Raw genomic sequence first — 16,157 nt, 5'->3', positions numbered from 1 at the left:
GAGGAGAGAGCATGCGTGTCGTCGTGTCCGGCGGAAGCGGCTTCCTGGGATCGCATCTGTGCGAGGCCCTGCTGAACAGAGGCGACAGAGTCTGCTGTCTGGACAACCTCTCCTCGGGCAGACCGGCCAACATCGCCGGGCTCCGGCACAACCCCCGGTTCGCCTTCGAGGCCTGGGACATCACCGAGACGTTCAGCGTCGCGGGCGACGTGGACGCCGTGGTGAACCTCGCGAGCCCCGCGTCGCCCGTCGACTACCAGCGCTTCCCGCTGGAGACACTGGCCGCGGGCAGCAGGGGGACGGAGAACATGCTGCGCCTCGCCGACCGTCACTCCGCCCGGTTCGTCATGGCGTCCACCAGCGAGGTCTACGGCGATCCCAAGGTGCATCCGCAGGACGAGACGTACTGGGGACACGTCAACCCCATCGGCCCGCGCAGCGTCTACGACGAGGCCAAGCGATACGCCGAGGCCCTGTCCATGGCGTACCGGCGGAACCGGGCGGTCGACGTGGGAATCGTCCGCATCTTCAACACCTACGGCCCCCGCATGCGTTCGTACGACGGCCGGGTGGTCTCCAGCTTCATCCGGCAGGCGCTCCGCGGCGAGCCCCTGACCCTCTTCGGGGACGGCAGCCAGACCCGGAGTTTCTGCTACGTCGACGACCTGGTCCGGGGTCTGATCGCCATGATCGATTCACACCGGCCGGGCCCGTTCAACCTCGGGAATCCCGGCGAGCGGACCGTGCGGGAGCTCGCGGAGCTCGTCGTCATGATCACCGGATCACGCAGCGGGCTGCGCTTCCGCCCCCTGCCCGTCGACGACCCGGTCCGCCGGCGCCCTGTCATCTCCCGCGCGCGAGAGGCGCTCGGGTGGTACCCACGGGTGTCCCTGGAGGACGGGCTGCGGCACACCATCGACTGGTTCACGGCGGAGTCGCGGGGAACCCTGCGGCCTTCGGAGCCGTCCCCGGTGGGGCGGAGCTCATGAAAAGGACTCGCCCTGCGCGGCGGAGCGCGCTTCATGAATCACCTGGTCAGGATGCGAACTCCGGTGCTGTGGACATATCCTGAACAGGCGGCGAAGAACACAGCGGCGTGGCTTCGATCATGAACGTACCCATCGAGGACTACGCCCTCATCAGCGATCTGGAAACCGCTGCCATGGTTGGCAGGGACGGTTCCATCGACTGGCTGTGTCTGCCCCGGTTCGACTCCCCGGCCTGTCTGGCCGCGATGCTGGGCACACAGGACAACGGCTTCTGGCGCATCGCGCCGGCCTCACGAGCGGTGCGTGCTCCCTGCGCCGACCGCGCCTACCGGCCCGACACACTCGTCCTGGAGTCCCGCTGGGAGACGCCCACGGGCGTCGTGCGGGTCACCGACTTCATGCCGCCGCGCAGTCAACTGCCGTGCGTCGTGCGTATGGTGGAAGGACTGTCGGGCTCCGTGACCATGCGCAGCGAGCTACGGCTGCGCTTCCACCAGGGCAGGGTGGTGCCGTGGGTCCAGGTCGGTGAGGCCTGCACGGTCGCGGTCGCCGGGCCGGACGCCGTCTGGCTGAACACCGAGGACCTGGAGGCGGAACCCGGCGGCGAGCGCTCCATCGTCCACGAGTTCACGGTCCTGGCCGGGCGAAGGACGACCCTGACGTTCGTGTGGGCGCCCTCGTACGTGCCCGAGCCTCCCACTCCGCTGTCCGTTCCGCCGGAGACGGTCCTCAAGGAGACCACTGACTTCTGGCGGAGCTGGACCGCCCAGTGCCACTACCAAGGGCCCTGGCGCGACGCCGTGGTGCGGTCCCTGATCACGCTCAAGGCGCTCACCTACGCGCCCACCGGGGGCATCGTCGCGGCCCCGACGACCTCGCTGCCCGGCCGCATCGGCGGCGAACGCAACTGGGACCACCGCTTCTGCTGGCTGCGCGACTCCGCGCTGACGCTGTCCTGCCTGCTTCGATGCGGCTACCGCGACGAGGCGACGGCCTGGCTGGGCTGGCTGGTGCGGGCCATCGCGGGGCAACCCGCCGATCTTCAGTCCGTGTACGGCGTCGGCGGGCAGCGGCTGCTCCGGGAGACGGAGGCGCCGTGGCTGCCGGGCTACGAGGGCTCGCGGCCGGTCCGCTTCGGGAACTCCGCCATGAGCCAGTTCCAGCTCGACGTGTACGGCGAGGTGCTCGACGCGCTCCTGCTGTCGCTGCGGGCCGGCATCCCCATGCCGGGCCATGTGTGGAGCCTGGTGGAGGCCATGATGGGCCAACTCCGCCGCCAGTGGCGCCAGCCGGACCAGGGGCTGTGGCAAGTGCGCGGCCCGGCGCGGCAGTTCGTGCACTCCAAGGTGATGGCCTGGGTGGCCGCCGACCGCGCGCTGCGGATGGGAGAGCTGCTCGGCAGGAACGGGCCCTCGGACGTCTGGAGGGCCCTGCGGGACGACGTGCACCGGGAGGTGTGCCGGGAGGGGTGGGACGCGGGACGCGGGTCCTTCGTCCAGTCCTACGGTTCGTCGGCGCTGGACGCCTCGGCGCTGCTGATTTCGCGGCTGGGTTTCCTGCCCGCCGAGGACGAGAGGGTGCTCGGCACCGTGCGGGCGATGCGGGAGCTGACCCACGGCGGGTTCGTGCGGCGGTACGCCCCGAACGGGCACGGCCCGCACGGCGTGGACGGGATGCACGGCGGCGAGGGCACGTTCGTGGCGTGCTCCCTCTGGTACGCCGACGCGCTCGCCACGACCGGACACCGGGAAGAGGCGACGGAGGTGTTCGAGCGGGTGCTGGAGATCCGCAACGACCTCGGTCTGCTCTCGGAGCAGTGGGACCCCGACGCGGGCCGCCAACTGGGCAACGCACCACAGGCGTTCAGCCACATCGCACTGGTGGAGACGGCGTTCCTGCTGTCGGAGGAGTGACGGGGAGACCGCGTTCCCGCTGTCGGAGCGACCGGTGGAGACCCAATTCCCGCGGCCGGAGCGGCCGGTGGAGACCGCGTTCCCGTGTCGGAGCCACAGCCACAGGCGGAGCCCCTTCACGGAACGAGAACCGGAGCCACAGCCACGGAACGAGAACCGGAGCCGGAGCAAGAGCCACAGCCACCGAGCCGGAGCCGGAGCAGCGGAGTCGGAGCCCGGCGGGTGTCAGCCCTTGCCGGACGAGCGCCGGGCGGACCCGGCGTAGCCTTGCGGGTTGAGTTCCTGGAACCGCCACGCGTCCCGGCACATGTCGGCGAGGTCCCGCGAAGGGTGCCAGCCCCAGGCGCGCCCCACGGCCGAGGCGTCCGCCACGAGTTCGGCGACATCGCCGGCGCGGCGCGCGACCATCTCGTAGGGCACGGGCCTGCCGCTCTCCGCGGAGAAGGCGGCGATCACGTCGAGGACCGAACTGCCCCTGCCTATACCGAGGTTGTACACGCGCATGCCCTGTTCGTCGGCGAGGCGGTCGAGGGCGACGCGATGCGCCTCGACGGTGTCCATGACGTGCAGATAGTCGCGGATCGCCGTCCCGTCCGCCGTGGGGTAGTCGTCGCCGAAGACACGGAGACGTTCCTGTCGCCCGATGGCCACCTGGGCCAGGTTCGGCAGCAGGTTCTCCGGAGAACCGGCGGGGTCCTCGCCGAGAAGCCCACTGGGATGGGCGCCCGCCGGATTGAAGTACCGCAGACACAGCACGGTGTACTCGGGGTGACGGTGGCAGACGTCGGCGAGGATCTGCTCGCAGATGAACTTGGAGGCGGCGTACGGATTCGTCGGCCGCGCCGGGGTCGACTCGTCGAGCGGTCCGTGGCCGGCGTCGCCGTACACGGAGCAGGACGAGGAGAAGACGAGCTGGTGCACATCGTGCTCGTGCATGGTGTTCAGCAGCGAGGTCGTTCCACCGACGTTGGTGTCGTAGTAGTCGATGGGCATCCGTGTCGACGTGCCGACGGCCTTGTGCGCGGCGAAGTGCACGACGGCGTCCACAGAGTGGCGGTCGAAGACGGCCGACAGGGCGTGTCGATCACGGATGTCCAGTTCGTAGACGGTGCCGAGGAAACGGCCCGCGATGCGTTCCACGCGGGCGAAGACCTGGGGGCTGCTGTTGGAATAGTCGTCGACCACGATCAACTCGTAACCGTGGTCGAGCAGTTCGACGCAGGCGTGACTACCGATGAATCCTGCGCCGCCCGTGACGAGAATGGTCGAGGGGGCGCTCATGGGCCCGGCTCCTTCGTGCGCGCGGGCGGCGATCGGAAGGCGAGCGTCGCATCGGCACGGCAGGCCCGGTGTCCGGGGGAGGGGCGGACCGGTGCCAGGGGATCCCGGCTCCGGCGGCCCCGCTCCCGGAAGATTCCGCGCGACTGGGCTTGCCGTGCGCCATGGTGCGACGCTCCTGAGTGAAGCCAATGGACAGACGACGTATGTTTACGGCGTATATGTACCACTCTGCCCCCGGCCGCCCCTTGCGTCAAGCGGCGACGGCACCCGTCGCCGCGGGCTCCGTCAGCCGGCCAGCTCCCGGGCGCGACGCGCGGCCTCGCGCACCGGTGCGCGGTGCGCGGGCCCGTGTCCGGGCAGCAGCACATCGGCGGCCAGGGCCTCGATGCGGTCGAGCGAGGCGAGCGCCCCGGCGCGCTCGGTGTCGAACATCCTGGGCAGCAGCTGGGGCCCCTGTATCCGCGAGGTGGGGTGACCGCTCACCAGGGCGTCACCGGAGATCAGTACTCCGGCCTCCGGCAGGTGGTAGACGCAGTGGCCGGGCGTGTGGCCCGGAGTGTGCACCGGGACGGGCCGGCCGGGCAGGTCGAGCGGACCCTCGTGCGGGAACGCCTCGGGCTTCGTCATGGTCACGTCCGCCGTGCCGCCGGAGCGGATGGCGTGCACCGCCCAGGGCAGCACGCCGGGGCGCCATGCCTGCCGCATGACCTGCCCGATGCTCACCTGGTGGAGGAACTCGCGGCGTGCGTGGGGCACTTCGGCCTCGTGGAGCTGGACCGGAGTTCCGTAGGTGCGGTTCAGGAACTCGGCGGAGCCGAGGTGGTCGCTGTGGGCGTGGGTGATGAGCACGGCCGTCACCGCCTCGGGCTCGTGCCCGAGGGCCTTCAGCGACGCCAGAAGGTTCTCGCGGTCGCCCGGATAGCCCGTGTCGATCAGGGTGACCGAGTCGCCCTCGGACAGCACCACCCAGTTCGTGTTGCTGCCGTGCACCAGATGCACTCCGGGTGCTGCTTCGACGATCGCTTCCTCGCGCATGACCATCCTGACGTCGGACAACCGCTGATGCCCAGGGGGCTCTGACAGGGCGAAAGGTATCGCGAGCGCCTTCCCGGCGGCGCACGGCCGTCGCTTCCCGACCTGCTGCGCGCCCCGGAGGGAGGTGTGGAGGCGAACGGCCTTGTGCGGCACGGGACTTGACGTGGCGCGGTCAAGACGCTGCCATATGGCGAGCCGCGTTCGCTTTTGTTCGACTCTGCGAACAAACCCCTCAAGGGAGAGCCGCATGTCCCCTCTTTCGAACATGCTCTGTCTGGCACGTCTCCTCAGACGCGCCGGTGTCCATGGCGCCGTCCTGCTGCTCACCGTCGCCGCGCTGACCGGACTCGGCCGCCCGGCCGCGCCGCTGCGGGCCACTCCGGCCGCCGTCGCCACCACCCAGGCCGCGGTCACCCCGGCCCCGATGGGCTGGGCGTCATGGAACAGCTTCGCCAGTGCGATCGACTACGCCACCATCAAGGCCCAGGCCGACGCCCTCGTCTCCTCCGGGATGGCCGCCGCCGGATACACGTACGTCAACATCGACGAGGGCTGGTGGCAGGGCGCCCGCGACAGCGGCGGCAACATCAGTGTCGACACCGCCCAGTGGCCGGGCGGCATGAAGGCCATCGCCGACTACATCCACGGCAAGGGGCTCAAGGCCGGCATCTACACCGACGCCGGGAAGAACGGCTGCGGCTACTACTACCCGACCCCCTCCACGACCCCGGCCACCCCCGGCACCGGCCTGGAGGGCCACAGCCAGCAGGACCTCCAGACCTTCCAGAACTGGGGCTTCGACTTCGTCAAGGTCGACTGGTGCGGCGGCGACGCCGAGGGCCTCGACCAGGAGACGACGTACAAGGCGATCCGCGACGCGAACACCGCGGCCACCGCGGTCACCGGCCGCCCGCTCGTCCTGTCCCTGTGCGAATGGGGGACGGGCAACCCGTGGAACTGGGCCGCCGGCACCGGAGACCTGTGGCGTACCAGCACCGACATCGTCTACTGGCCCGACAACCCCTCGATGACCAGCGTCCTCGCGAACTTCGACAAGTCGCTGCACCCCGCCGCCCAGCACACCGGCTTCTACAACGACCCCGACATGATGACCGTCGGCATGACGGGTCTGAGCGCCGCCCAGAACCGTACCCACATGGGACTGTGGGCCATCTCCGGCGCACCGCTCCTCGCGGGCAACAACCTGGCCACCATGAGCGCGTCCACCAGATCGGTCCTCACCAACTCCGAGGTCATCGCCGTCGACCAGGATCCGCGCGGTCTCCAGGGCGTCAAGGTCGCCGAGGACACGACGGGACTTCAGGTCTACAGCAAGGTCCTCTCCGGCACCGGCAAACGCGCGGTCCTGCTGCTGAACCGCACGTCCGCCGCCGCGAACATCACCGCCCGCTGGACGGACATGGGCCTGACGACGGCCTCCGCCACCGTACGCAATGTGTGGACCGCCACCAACGCCGTTTCCTACGCGACGAGTTACACCGCCTCCGTCCCCGCGGGCGAGGCCGTCCTGCTCACCGTCGGCGGCACCGAGGGCTCCGGGACGACGTACGAGGACACCACCTCGGCGACGACCCCCACCTTCACCGCCGTCAGCACGTCCACCGCCGGCACCCGGCTGGTCGACATCAGCTACGCCAACGGCGGCTCCACGGCGCGCCGGGCGACCCTCCAGGTCAACGGCCAGTACGCGCAGACCCTCGCCTTCCCGCCCACCGGGTCGTCGAGCACGTACCGCACCGTCTCCGTCCTCGCCTCGACGGCCAAGGGCTCCAACACGCTGAAGTTCGCGGCGGCTTCGGGCACGGCGCCCGACATCGACGCGGTCACGGTCCGCGCCCTGCCCGGGACCGACGGCACCGCGATCGTCGGCACCGGCTCCGGGCGCTGCCTCGACTTCTTCAAGAGCGCCATCGCCGACAACACCCAGGCCGAACTCTGGGACTGCGGCGGAGGCCAGAACCAGACGTTCACCGCCACCTCCCGCGGCGAACTCGTCGTCTACGGCAACAAATGCCTGGACGCCTACAACAGCGGGACCGCGAACGGCACCCGGGTCGTCCTGTGGGACTGCAACGGCGGCACCAACCAGAAATGGACCCTCACCTCCGGCGGCACCGTCACCAGCAACGTCTCCGGCCTGTGCCTCGACGCGTCGGGCAACGGCACGGCGAACGGAACACCGATCGTCCTGTGGTCGTGCAACGGCGGATCGAACCAGCGGTGGAGCCGCAACTGAGCCGGCGCACCGCACCCGCCCACCGGACCGCTCACGGAAAACCCGGTGCCGGACCCGCGCCCGGTTCCCTACACTCGCCACGGAATCGCACACCACCTCTCCCGGTGCCGTGTGCGCCGTGACGAACGAGGGGAGCCGGGCCGTGCGTTACCGCACCGCTGTCGTCGTCCCCCCGTCACAGTACGAGGTGATCCTGGTGTCCTCGTGGGCCCGGTACCGGCTGCGCGGCCGGAACCGGACGCCCGCGACGACCTTCTGACCTCCGCCCGCACGGCGGCGACCGCATGCCCGGTCGCCCCGCGCCGTGCCCGCCGGAGGCCGCCATCCGCCTGATCCCAGGCGTGTCGTCCGGGAATCGCGCCGACCCGATTCCGGATCGTCCGAAAGGCCTCGGCCGTGCGTACCGACCTGCACCGTCACCTCACCAGCTCTGTCACCAGCCCCCTCGCCGCCGTCCGCAACCTGGGCATCCTCGCCCATGTCGACGCCGGGAAGACCACCGTGACCGAACGGATCCTCTACCTCACCGGCACCATCCACAAACGGGGCGAGGTCCATGACGGCACCACCGTCACCGACTTCGACTCCCAGGAGCGCGACCGCGGCATCACCATCTTCGCCGCGGCCGTCACCTGCGCCTGGAACGGCCACCGGATCAACCTGATCGACACCCCGGGCCACGTCGACTTCTCCGACGAGGTGGAGCGCTCGCTCCGCGTCCTCGACGGAGCCGTCGCGGTGTTCGACGCCGTGGCGGGCGCCGAGCCGCAGAGCGAGTCGGTGTGGCGGCGGGCCGACCGGCACGGCGTCCCGCGGATCGCCTTCGTGAACAAGCTGGACCGCGCCGGCGCCGACCTGGACACCGCCGTCGACTCGATCTGCGAACGGCTGCATCCGGCACCCCTGGTCGTCCAGTTGCCGATCGGCACGGAGGACGCCTTCACGGGCGTGGTGGATCTGCTGCGGATGCGCGCGCTGGTGTGGGCCGACGGCGCCGAGTCGGCCGAGGACATCCCGGTGCCGCCGGAGCTGCTGGAGGAGGCCCGACGGCGACGCCGGCTGCTGGAGGAGGCGGTGGCGGAACTCCATCCGGCGGCCCTGGAGGAGTTCTGCGCCCGCTCCACCCTGACGGCGGGGACCCTCACGGCCGCGCTCCGCGACCTGACCCGGACCGGCGAGGGCGTGGTCGTGCTGTGCGGCTCGGCCTACCGCAACCGCGGTGTCGAACCGCTGCTGGACGCCATGGTGGCCTACCTGCCCTCGCCGCTGGACGTGCCCGCCGTCCGCGGCACGCACGACGGCGTGGAGCAGGAACGGGCGGCGGACCCGCAAGCGCCGTTCGCGGGGCTGGTGTTCAAGGTGAACGCCACCGCCACCGGACGGATGACGTATCTGCGTGTCTACGCGGGCACGGTGGAGAAGGGACAGACAGTGCTGGACACGGGAACGGGACGCACCGAGCGGATCGCCCGCATCCTGCGGGTACGGGCCGACCGTCACGCCGAGCTGGAGCGCGCGGTGGCCGGGGACATCGTCGCCGTGATCGGGCCGAAGTCCGCCCGGTCCGGTGCCACCCTGTGCGCCCCCGCGGCGCCGTTGCTCCTCGAACCGCCGGTCGTCGCCGATCCGGTGGTGTCCGTGGCGGTCGAGGCGCGCAGGAGCACCGAGACCGACCGTCTGGTGTCGGCGCTGGCCCGGCTGGCCGAGGAGGACCCCTCACTGGTCGTGCGCACCGACCCCGAGACCGGGCAGACGGTGCTGTCGGGCATGGGAGAACTGCATCTGGAGGTGGCGGTGGAGAAGATCCGGCGCGCCCACGGGCTCGACGTCGCCGTCGGGCGGCCGAGGGTGTCCTACCGGGAGACGGTGGCCCGCGGGGTGTCGGGTCTGGTGTACCGGCATGTCAAACAGGACGGCGGCTCGGGGCAGTTCGCCCATGTCGTCCTCGACGTGGAGCCGCTGGGGACGGACCCCGGCGGTCCGGAGGGCACGGCGGCGGACTTCGTCTTCCGTTCGGCGGTCGTCGGCGGCCGGGTGCCGCAGGAGTACGTCCGTGCCGTGGAGGCGGGCTGCCGGGACGCGCTCGCCGAGGGTCCCCTCGGCGGTCACCCGGTGACCGGGCTTCGCGTCACCCTCACCGACGGGGCGACCCACGTGAAGGACTCCTCGGAGACGGCGTTCCGCGCGGCCGGCCGGTTCGGGCTGCGTGAGGCGCTGCGCGCCAGTGCGATGGTCCTGCTGGAGCCGGTGGCCGAGGTCACCGTCACCGTGCCCGAGGACGCGGTGGGCGGGGTGCTCGGCGACCTCGCGGCCCGGCGCGGCCGGGTCTCGGGTTCGCTCACCCGCGGGAGTACGTCGGTGATCACCGCCACCGTGCCGCTGGCCGAACTCTTCGGCTACGCGACCCGGTTGCGCAGCCGGACCCAGGGCCGGGGCGTGTTCGCCACGCGTCCCGCCGGTCTCGCCCCGGCCCCCTCCCAGGGCGCGCCCGCCCGGTAAATCGGCGCGGTCCCGCTCCTGACGACGGCCCCGCCCCGACAAGGGGCGGGGCCGTCCGCTCAGCCCCGGCAAGGGGCGGGGCCGTCCGCTCAGCCCATCTGGTCCTCGTCCGAGAGGTGTTCGACCGTCTTCCCGGTCTCGGTGAAGGTGCGTGTCACATGGCCCGAGGAGTAGACCCACAGGATGCGCAGCGGGCGGTCGCCGACGTTCCTGAAGAGATGGGGGACAGGGGAGGGGACGTAGGTGGTGTCGAATCGCCTCAGCCTCGTCACCTCGCCGTCGACGACCACCTCCGCCTCACCCTCCAGGACCGTCACGTGCTCGTCGCAGTTGTGCGAGTGCAAAGGCGCTCCGGAGCCGACCGGATAGACGCTCATCCCGCTGGTGATGCGGTTCTCCCCGCCCGCGGAGCGGGTCGTGATGAGTGGTGTCGTCACGACGGCCCCGCCCCGGTCCAGCAGGGGCACGGACGCGGCTTCGATGATCGTGGTCATCCGGAGTTCCTCTCCCGTCGACGGTGATGCGTCGACCGACGTTAGGTCGCGTCCCCGTGAACGGGTGCCGTCCGGCGTGCAGTTTTACCTTGCATTCCGGGAAGGGTGAGCTTCCCGCACCCGGCTGTACCGTCGGCTGGCATCGCACGGCATTCCCGTACGTGCCGGAAACACGCCGGAAAGAAAAGGCAGGTAGCAGCCACATGAGGCTCCCCGTTCTGACCGATGAGGACATGGAACCGCGCCAGCGGGAACTGGCCGCCCGCATCGCCGGCCGGCGCGGCGCCGTCCGTGGTCCCTTCCGGGTCTGGCTGCACAGCCCGGAGATGTGCGAGCGCGCCGAATCTCTCGGCGCCTTCGCCCGGTTCGACTGCAGTCTGCCCAAGCACCTGCGCGAACTCACGCTGTTGATGGCCGCCCGGAACTGGGACGCGCAGTACTCCTGGAACGCGCATGTGGACCAGGCGATCGAGGCCGGTGTCCCCGAGGCCGCGGTCAAGGCCGTCGCCGAGAGGCGGGAGGCGGTCTTCGAGGACGAAGCCGACCAGGCCTTCTACCAGTTCTGCCGGGAGGTCCTCGACGAGCACTTCGTGCGCGACGAGACCTTCGCCCGGGCGCTGGGCCACTTCGGCCCCAAGGGCCTGGTGGACACGATCGGCGCGCTCGGCAACTTCACCATGCTCGGGATGTGCCTGAACACCTTCCAGGTGGATCTCCAGGCCGACCGCGAACCCCCGTTCCCCGACATCCGCGGCTACGGGCGGCTCGGCCACGACGACGGACCGCGGCCGTGACCACCCTCACGGACCCGGACGCGCAAGGAGGCGCCGCCGTGACCCCAGGGAATCCGACGACGACGTCCGCCGGTGACGCCGGGACCGCCCGCGGACCCGTGCTCCGCGTCCGCGGAGTCACCAAGAGCTTCGGCGGGGCGGCGGCGCTCACGGACGTGGACCTCGACGTGTACCCCGGCGAGGTCCACGCGCTGATGGGCATGAACGGCGCCGGGAAGTCGACGCTGGTGCAGATCCTCTCCGGGGTGCACCAGGCGGACTCCGGCACCGTCGAGGTCGACGGCCACGCCCAGCACGGACTGACCGTACGCAGGGCGCGACGGCTCGGCATCGCCTCGGTCCCCCAGCGCCGCGAACTGGCGATGGGCCTGACCGTCGCGGAGAACGTGATGCTGGGCGATCTGCCCACCCGGCGCGGCGCCGTGCACTGGAGGACCCTCAAGTCCGAGGCGGCGCAAGCCCTTTCGGGGCTCGGCATCGACATCGACGTGGAGCGGACCGCCGGTTCGCTGACCGTCGCCGAACAGACCATGGTGGAGGTGGCCCGCGAGGTACGCCGCGGCGGCCGGATCCTGGTCCTCGACGAACCGACCGCCTGTCTGAGCGCGCAAGCCGCCCAGCAGATAAGGGAGTTGGTGCGCACCCTGCGCGACGAGGGTGTCGCCGTCGTCTACATCTCGCACTACATCGACGAGGTGATGGCCGTCGCGGACCGCCTCACCGTGCTCCGCGACGGAGCCGTCGTGCGCAGCGCACCGGCCACCGAACTGGACCCGGACTCGCTGGTGCGCGCCATGGTCGGCCGGGACGTCGTCTCGCGGCGCGCCGAACGACCCGCCCCCAAGGACGAGATCGGCCTCGCGGTGCGCGCTCTCCGCGACGGCCGGGCCGTCCGGGGCCTGGACGTCGAGGTGCGCAGGGGCGAGATCGTCGCGGTGCTCGGACCGGCCGGCGACGCACAGTCCCGCCTCTTCGACCTGCTCTCCGGCCGGCGCCGCCCCGACACCGGGGAACTCCTCGTCGACGGCGCCCCGGTGCCGTTCGGCCGGGTGCACGCCTCGCTCGCCGGCGGTCTGCGCTGCGTCACGGGCGACCGGCGGGCGCTCGGACTGGTCCCGGGCATGTCCCTGGACGAGAACCTGATGCTCGCCGGCGACCGCTTCGCCCGCAGGCGACTGCACCGCCGCGGCGAACTCGCCCGCCGCGCCCGCCCGTTGCGGCGCAGCTACGGAGTCGTCTCCCTCGCGGGCAACCCGCCCGTGAGTGCCCTGTCCGGCGGCAACCAGCAGAAGGTGCTGCTCGCCAAGTGGCTCCAGACCGAGCCGGTCGCCTGCTTCCTCGAAGACCCCACGAACGGCGTGGACATCGCCGCCATGGCCGACATCCACGCCCTGATCGACGACCTCGCCTCCCGCGGCGCGGCCGTGCTGCTCGCGTCCTCGTCCGCCGAGGAGGTCATGCGGCTCGCCGACCGGGTGATCGTCGTCAGCGCGGGCCGCACGGTCGCCGAGCACGACATCACCGCCATCACCCGCGACCAACTCGTCGCCACCGCACTCGGAGGTCAACCCCAGTGAGCGTCAAGACACTTCCCGATGCCCCGGGGACCGCCGACCCGCACGGCCGGAGGCGGCCGGGAAACCGGCTCGGTGCTCTGCGCCGCGCCCCGCACACCGGTCTGACCGCCGTTCTGGTCGTCGTGGTGGTGGCCACCGTGCTGCGGACCGACGCGTTCGCCACCGACACGAACGTGATCAACATCCTGCGGCAGGTGAGTGTCACCGCCGTGATCGCCGCCGGTCTGACCCTGCTCATGACCGCGGGCGGCATGGACTTCTCCATGGGCAGCAACGTCTCCGTCACGACCGCACTCGGGGCGCAGCTCTTGTCGCACGGTCACTCCACCGTCTTCACCGTGGCCGCCACGATCGTTCTCGCCACGGTGATCGGCCTGGTGAACGGGCTGGTGGTGACGTTCACGAACGTCGCCCCGTTCGTCGTCACCCTGGCCACGGCCACCCTGCTCGACGGCGTCGCGCTGCTGGTGCTCGACAGCGTCAGCGTCTCCATCGGCACCAGGATGTTCTCGCTGGGCAACGACAAGATCCTCGGCATCCCCTATCTGCTGATCCTGGCCGTCCTGGTGCTCGTCGCGACCGCCCTGGTCATGCGGTTCACCGTGTTCGGCCGCGACGCCTACGCCATCGGCGGCAACGAGCACGTGGCCCGGCTCAGCGGTATCGACGTCACCGCGCGCAAGCTCACGCTGTACGCCCTCACAGGCGCCCTGTCCGGTCTGGCCGGCCTGATGCTGCTGTCCCGGCTCGGCTCCAGCAGCCCCGGCACGGGCGGTCTCTCCCTTCAGCTCACCGCCGTGGCCGCGGTGGTCATCGGCGGTACCTCGCTGGCCGGCGGCCACGGCACGGTGACCGGTACCGCGCTGGGCGTCGTGCTCCTCGGCGTCGTGGCCAACGCGCTGAACCTCCTTCAGGTCTCCAGCAACTACCAGCCGGTCTCCGTCGGCGGGGTGCTGCTCGTCGCGGCCGTCGCCAACGAGTTCCACAAGTCCCGGTCCGCGCGGAACTGACGCCGCCCCGACCGCATATCCATCTCCCCGTTTTCCGCGGGCGATTTCCCTCTCCCCGTTTTCCGCATGCGCTCCCCCCTGCCCTCGCCCGTCATGAAAGGCGTACGACCATGAGACTTTCCGTCCGTTCCCGCCGCGCACTGATCGCCGCGGCCGCCGGCACCACCCTGGTGCTGAGCGGCTGCGCGAAGAACGACAACACCGGTTCGGCCGGGGCGAGTTCCGGTTCCGTCACCATCGGGTTCGTCAATGGCGCCGACACCGCGTTCCACACGTGTCTGCAGAAAGCCGTCGAGGGGACGGCGAAGTCGGAAGGGGCCAAGGTGTACACGGCCAATTCCCACCAGAACGCGGGAACCGAACTGTCCAACATCGAGGACATGATCTCCCGCAATGTCAGTGCGCTGATCGTGCAGACCGTCAATGTCGACTCGCTCGACGGCGACATAGCCAAGGCCAAGGCTTCCGGAATCCCGATCTACCTGACCTCGGTCGCCCCCAACGACGCGAACGGCATCCTGGGCGCGGCCGTCGTCGACCTCCAGAAGGTGGGCGCCCTGGACGCCGACTGGGTCGTCAGGGACGCCGCCGGCAAGAACGTGAAGGTCGGTGTGATCGCGGGTGCGCCCGGTGCCGCCTCTGACCTTCTGGTCGGCGGGTTCACCAACGAGCTGCCGTCCACCGCGAAGGTCGTCGCGAACCAGCCCGGCATGTTCAACCCGGTCAAGGCCCAGGAGGTCGCCGAGAACATGATCCAGGCGCACCCCGACCTGGACTACGCCTTCGTCGCCAACGAGGAGATGGGCTTCGCCGTCCGCAAGGCGTTCGACGCGGCCGGCGCCAAGGACGTCCGGATCGTGACCGTCAACGGCACCGACGAGGGGCTGGCCGCCGTGAAGGACGGCCGTTTCTCCGCCACCGTGGCCAACTCGGCCATGGTCATCGGCCAGACGGCGGTGAAGAGCGCCATCGGTCTGCTGGGCAAAGAAAAGGTTGACAAGATTGCCAACATTCCACTTCTCTTGGTCACCAAGGACAACCTGACCAAGGCCCCGCAGTACTGCCCCACGTCGTAGCGCCCGCACGGTGAGCGGCGCCTTCCTCAGCGCGTCCCGAGCCGCCCGTCCCGTCGTCCCTGGAATGTCCTCACGGAGCCGCCCGTCAGGGCATTCCGGACCGGCGCGGCCCAGGCCCGCACCGCAGCGAGGCCTGCTCCGGGGAAGGAAGTACCGCCCGCACACCCGAACGACCGGCACCGCCGCCGGGGCCCACCCCTGGCCGTAGTGGGCCTCCGGAGGAAACATGGACCGCTTGCTCCTCATGCACAGCTTCGTCACCGTCGCGCAGGTCGGCAGCTTCAACGGCGCCGCCAAGAAGCTGGGCTCCTCCGGCTCACTGGTGTCGCGCCATGTCGCCGAACTGGAACGGCAGGTGGGCGTCAGGCTGGTCAACCGCACGGCCCGTTCCGTCAGCCTCACCGAACCCGGCCAGCGCTACGCCGACTTCGCCGCGCGCATCCTGGAGGAGATCGAGGCCGAGGACGCGGGGATAGCCCAGCTGCACGACCGTGCCGAGGGCACGCTCAGCATCATCTGCCCCAAGTGGATCGGGAGTCTGGATCTCGGTGACGCCATCGCGGCGTTCTCCGCCTCCCACCCGAAGATCCAGGTCCGCTTCGAACTGGGAGGCATGTCCGACCGGACCTACGACTTCCTCGACAGCGGATTCGACGTGGCCTTCCACACCCGGGACCTGAGGGACTCCAGCGTCCGGCTCAAGAAGATCGCCTCACTGCCGTTCGTCCTGTGCGCCTCCGAGAAGTACCTCGAACGCGGCGGCCCGCTCACCGAGCCCAACGAGATCGCCGCCCACGAGTGCCTCGTGCACGTCAACGACCCGGTCTGGCGTATCGGCCACGGCCACGCCTCCACCCTGCACAAGATCCGCAACGTCGCCTTCTCGTCGAACTCCTACATCGCCCTGCAGAAGGCCGCCGTACACGGGCGCGGTATCGCCCTGCTGCCCCAGCGGCCGGCGTACGACGACCTCATCTCGGGCGCTCTTCAGGTCCTGCTGCCCGAACTCGCCGTCCCCGACCGTCCCTTGTACGCGATCTACGGCCCCGGACAGGGAACTCCGCGCAAGGTCAGCGTATTCCTGGATTTCCTCACCACCTGGTTCTCCCAGAATCCCATTCCGGTGATCCGTTCCTAGAAGGCATCCGCACGGAACTGTCCGTACCGAGCCGCCCGCACGGAACTGTCCGCACGGCGTTCTCCGGCCGCAAGAAACGATTGCGCATTCGGTC

13 protein-coding genes are annotated in these 16,157 nt (G+C 70.4%); 10 read left to right on the top strand and 3 right to left on the bottom strand.

From position 1 onward, the window contains the following. Window positions 1-11: 11 nt before the first annotated feature. Complete coding sequence (locus tag OG485_RS05285; RefSeq protein ID WP_328664840.1) at window positions 12-989, top strand: UDP-glucuronic acid decarboxylase family protein; 978 nt, start codon at window positions 12-14, stop codon at window positions 987-989. A 119-nt stretch (window positions 990-1,108) separates the two neighbouring features. After that, on the top strand, window positions 1,109-2,902 hold the full coding sequence (locus OG485_RS05280) for a glycoside hydrolase family 15 protein (protein ID WP_326789612.1): 1,794 nt from the start codon (window positions 1,109-1,111) through the stop codon (window positions 2,900-2,902). A 225-nt stretch (window positions 2,903-3,127) separates the two neighbouring features. On the opposite strand, the gene galE is transcribed toward OG485_RS05280, so the two are convergent. Then, window positions 3,128-4,183, bottom strand: a complete 1,056-nt coding sequence (gene galE / locus OG485_RS05275) for a UDP-glucose 4-epimerase GalE (protein WP_328664839.1) — start codon at window positions 4,181-4,183, stop codon at window positions 3,128-3,130. Window positions 4,184-4,468: 285 nt separating this feature from the next. Next, entirely contained in the window at window positions 4,469-5,218 is a 750-nt protein-coding gene (locus tag OG485_RS05270; RefSeq protein WP_328664838.1) for an MBL fold metallo-hydrolase, read from the bottom strand. Between the two features lie 247 nt (window positions 5,219-5,465). On the opposite strand from OG485_RS05270, the gene OG485_RS05265 reads away from it, so the two are divergent. The 3 genes from OG485_RS05265 to fusA all read left to right on the top strand — a co-directional run bounded on the left by OG485_RS05265 (window position 5,466) and on the right by fusA (window position 9,974). Then, window positions 5,466-7,475: a lectin gene (locus OG485_RS05265; protein WP_328664837.1), complete on the top strand. Its 2,010-nt coding sequence runs from the start codon at window positions 5,466-5,468 to the stop codon at window positions 7,473-7,475. A gap of 118 nt (window positions 7,476-7,593) precedes the next feature. Continuing rightward, entirely contained in the window at window positions 7,594-7,734 is a 141-nt protein-coding gene (locus OG485_RS05260) for a hypothetical protein (protein WP_162684056.1), read from the top strand. Window positions 7,735-7,871: 137 nt separating this feature from the next. Further along, window positions 7,872-9,974 carry an elongation factor G gene (gene fusA / locus OG485_RS05255; RefSeq protein ID WP_328664836.1) on the top strand — a complete coding sequence of 701 codons (2,103 nt, stop codon included), beginning with the start codon at window positions 7,872-7,874 and terminating at the stop codon, window positions 9,972-9,974. Between the two features lie 89 nt (window positions 9,975-10,063). On the opposite strand, the gene OG485_RS05250 is transcribed toward fusA, so the two are convergent. After that, window positions 10,064-10,468, bottom strand: a complete 405-nt coding sequence (locus tag OG485_RS05250) for a cupin domain-containing protein (protein WP_328664835.1) — start codon at window positions 10,466-10,468, stop codon at window positions 10,064-10,066. A 233-nt stretch (window positions 10,469-10,701) separates the two neighbouring features. Here OG485_RS05250 and OG485_RS05245 point away from each other — a divergent pair, with 233 nt between their 5' ends. The 5 genes from OG485_RS05245 to OG485_RS05225 all read left to right on the top strand — a co-directional run bounded on the left by OG485_RS05245 (window position 10,702) and on the right by OG485_RS05225 (window position 16,063). Further along, a complete protein-coding gene (locus tag OG485_RS05245) occupies window positions 10,702-11,262 on the top strand; it encodes a carboxymuconolactone decarboxylase family protein (RefSeq protein ID WP_328674240.1) in 561 nt (186 codons plus the stop codon). 38 nt (window positions 11,263-11,300) lie between these two features. Beyond that, window positions 11,301-12,839 carry a sugar ABC transporter ATP-binding protein gene (locus OG485_RS05240; protein WP_328664834.1) on the top strand — a complete coding sequence of 513 codons (1,539 nt, stop codon included), beginning with the start codon at window positions 11,301-11,303 and terminating at the stop codon, window positions 12,837-12,839. After that, complete coding sequence (locus OG485_RS05235) at window positions 12,836-13,849, top strand: ABC transporter permease (RefSeq protein WP_328664833.1); 1,014 nt, start codon at window positions 12,836-12,838, stop codon at window positions 13,847-13,849. The genes OG485_RS05240 and OG485_RS05235 overlap by 4 nt, the downstream gene beginning before the upstream one ends. 110 nt (window positions 13,850-13,959) lie before the next feature. Further along, the gene (locus OG485_RS05230; protein ID WP_328664832.1) at window positions 13,960-14,925 is read left to right on the top strand and encodes a sugar ABC transporter substrate-binding protein; all 966 of its coding nucleotides are present in this window, start codon (window positions 13,960-13,962) and stop codon (window positions 14,923-14,925) included. 226 nt (window positions 14,926-15,151) lie between these two features. Beyond that, on the top strand, window positions 15,152-16,063 hold the full coding sequence (locus OG485_RS05225) for a LysR family transcriptional regulator (RefSeq protein ID WP_328456003.1): 912 nt from the start codon (window positions 15,152-15,154) through the stop codon (window positions 16,061-16,063). Window positions 16,064-16,157: the final 94 nt, after the last annotated feature.

It is taken from the genome of Streptomyces sp. NBC_00328 (genome assembly GCF_036139655.1).
Classification (GTDB): Bacteria; Actinomycetota; Actinomycetes; order Streptomycetales; family Streptomycetaceae; genus Streptomyces.
The sequence above is the reverse complement of the archived record's forward strand: the minus strand, read 5'-3'. Positions and strand labels throughout refer to the sequence as shown.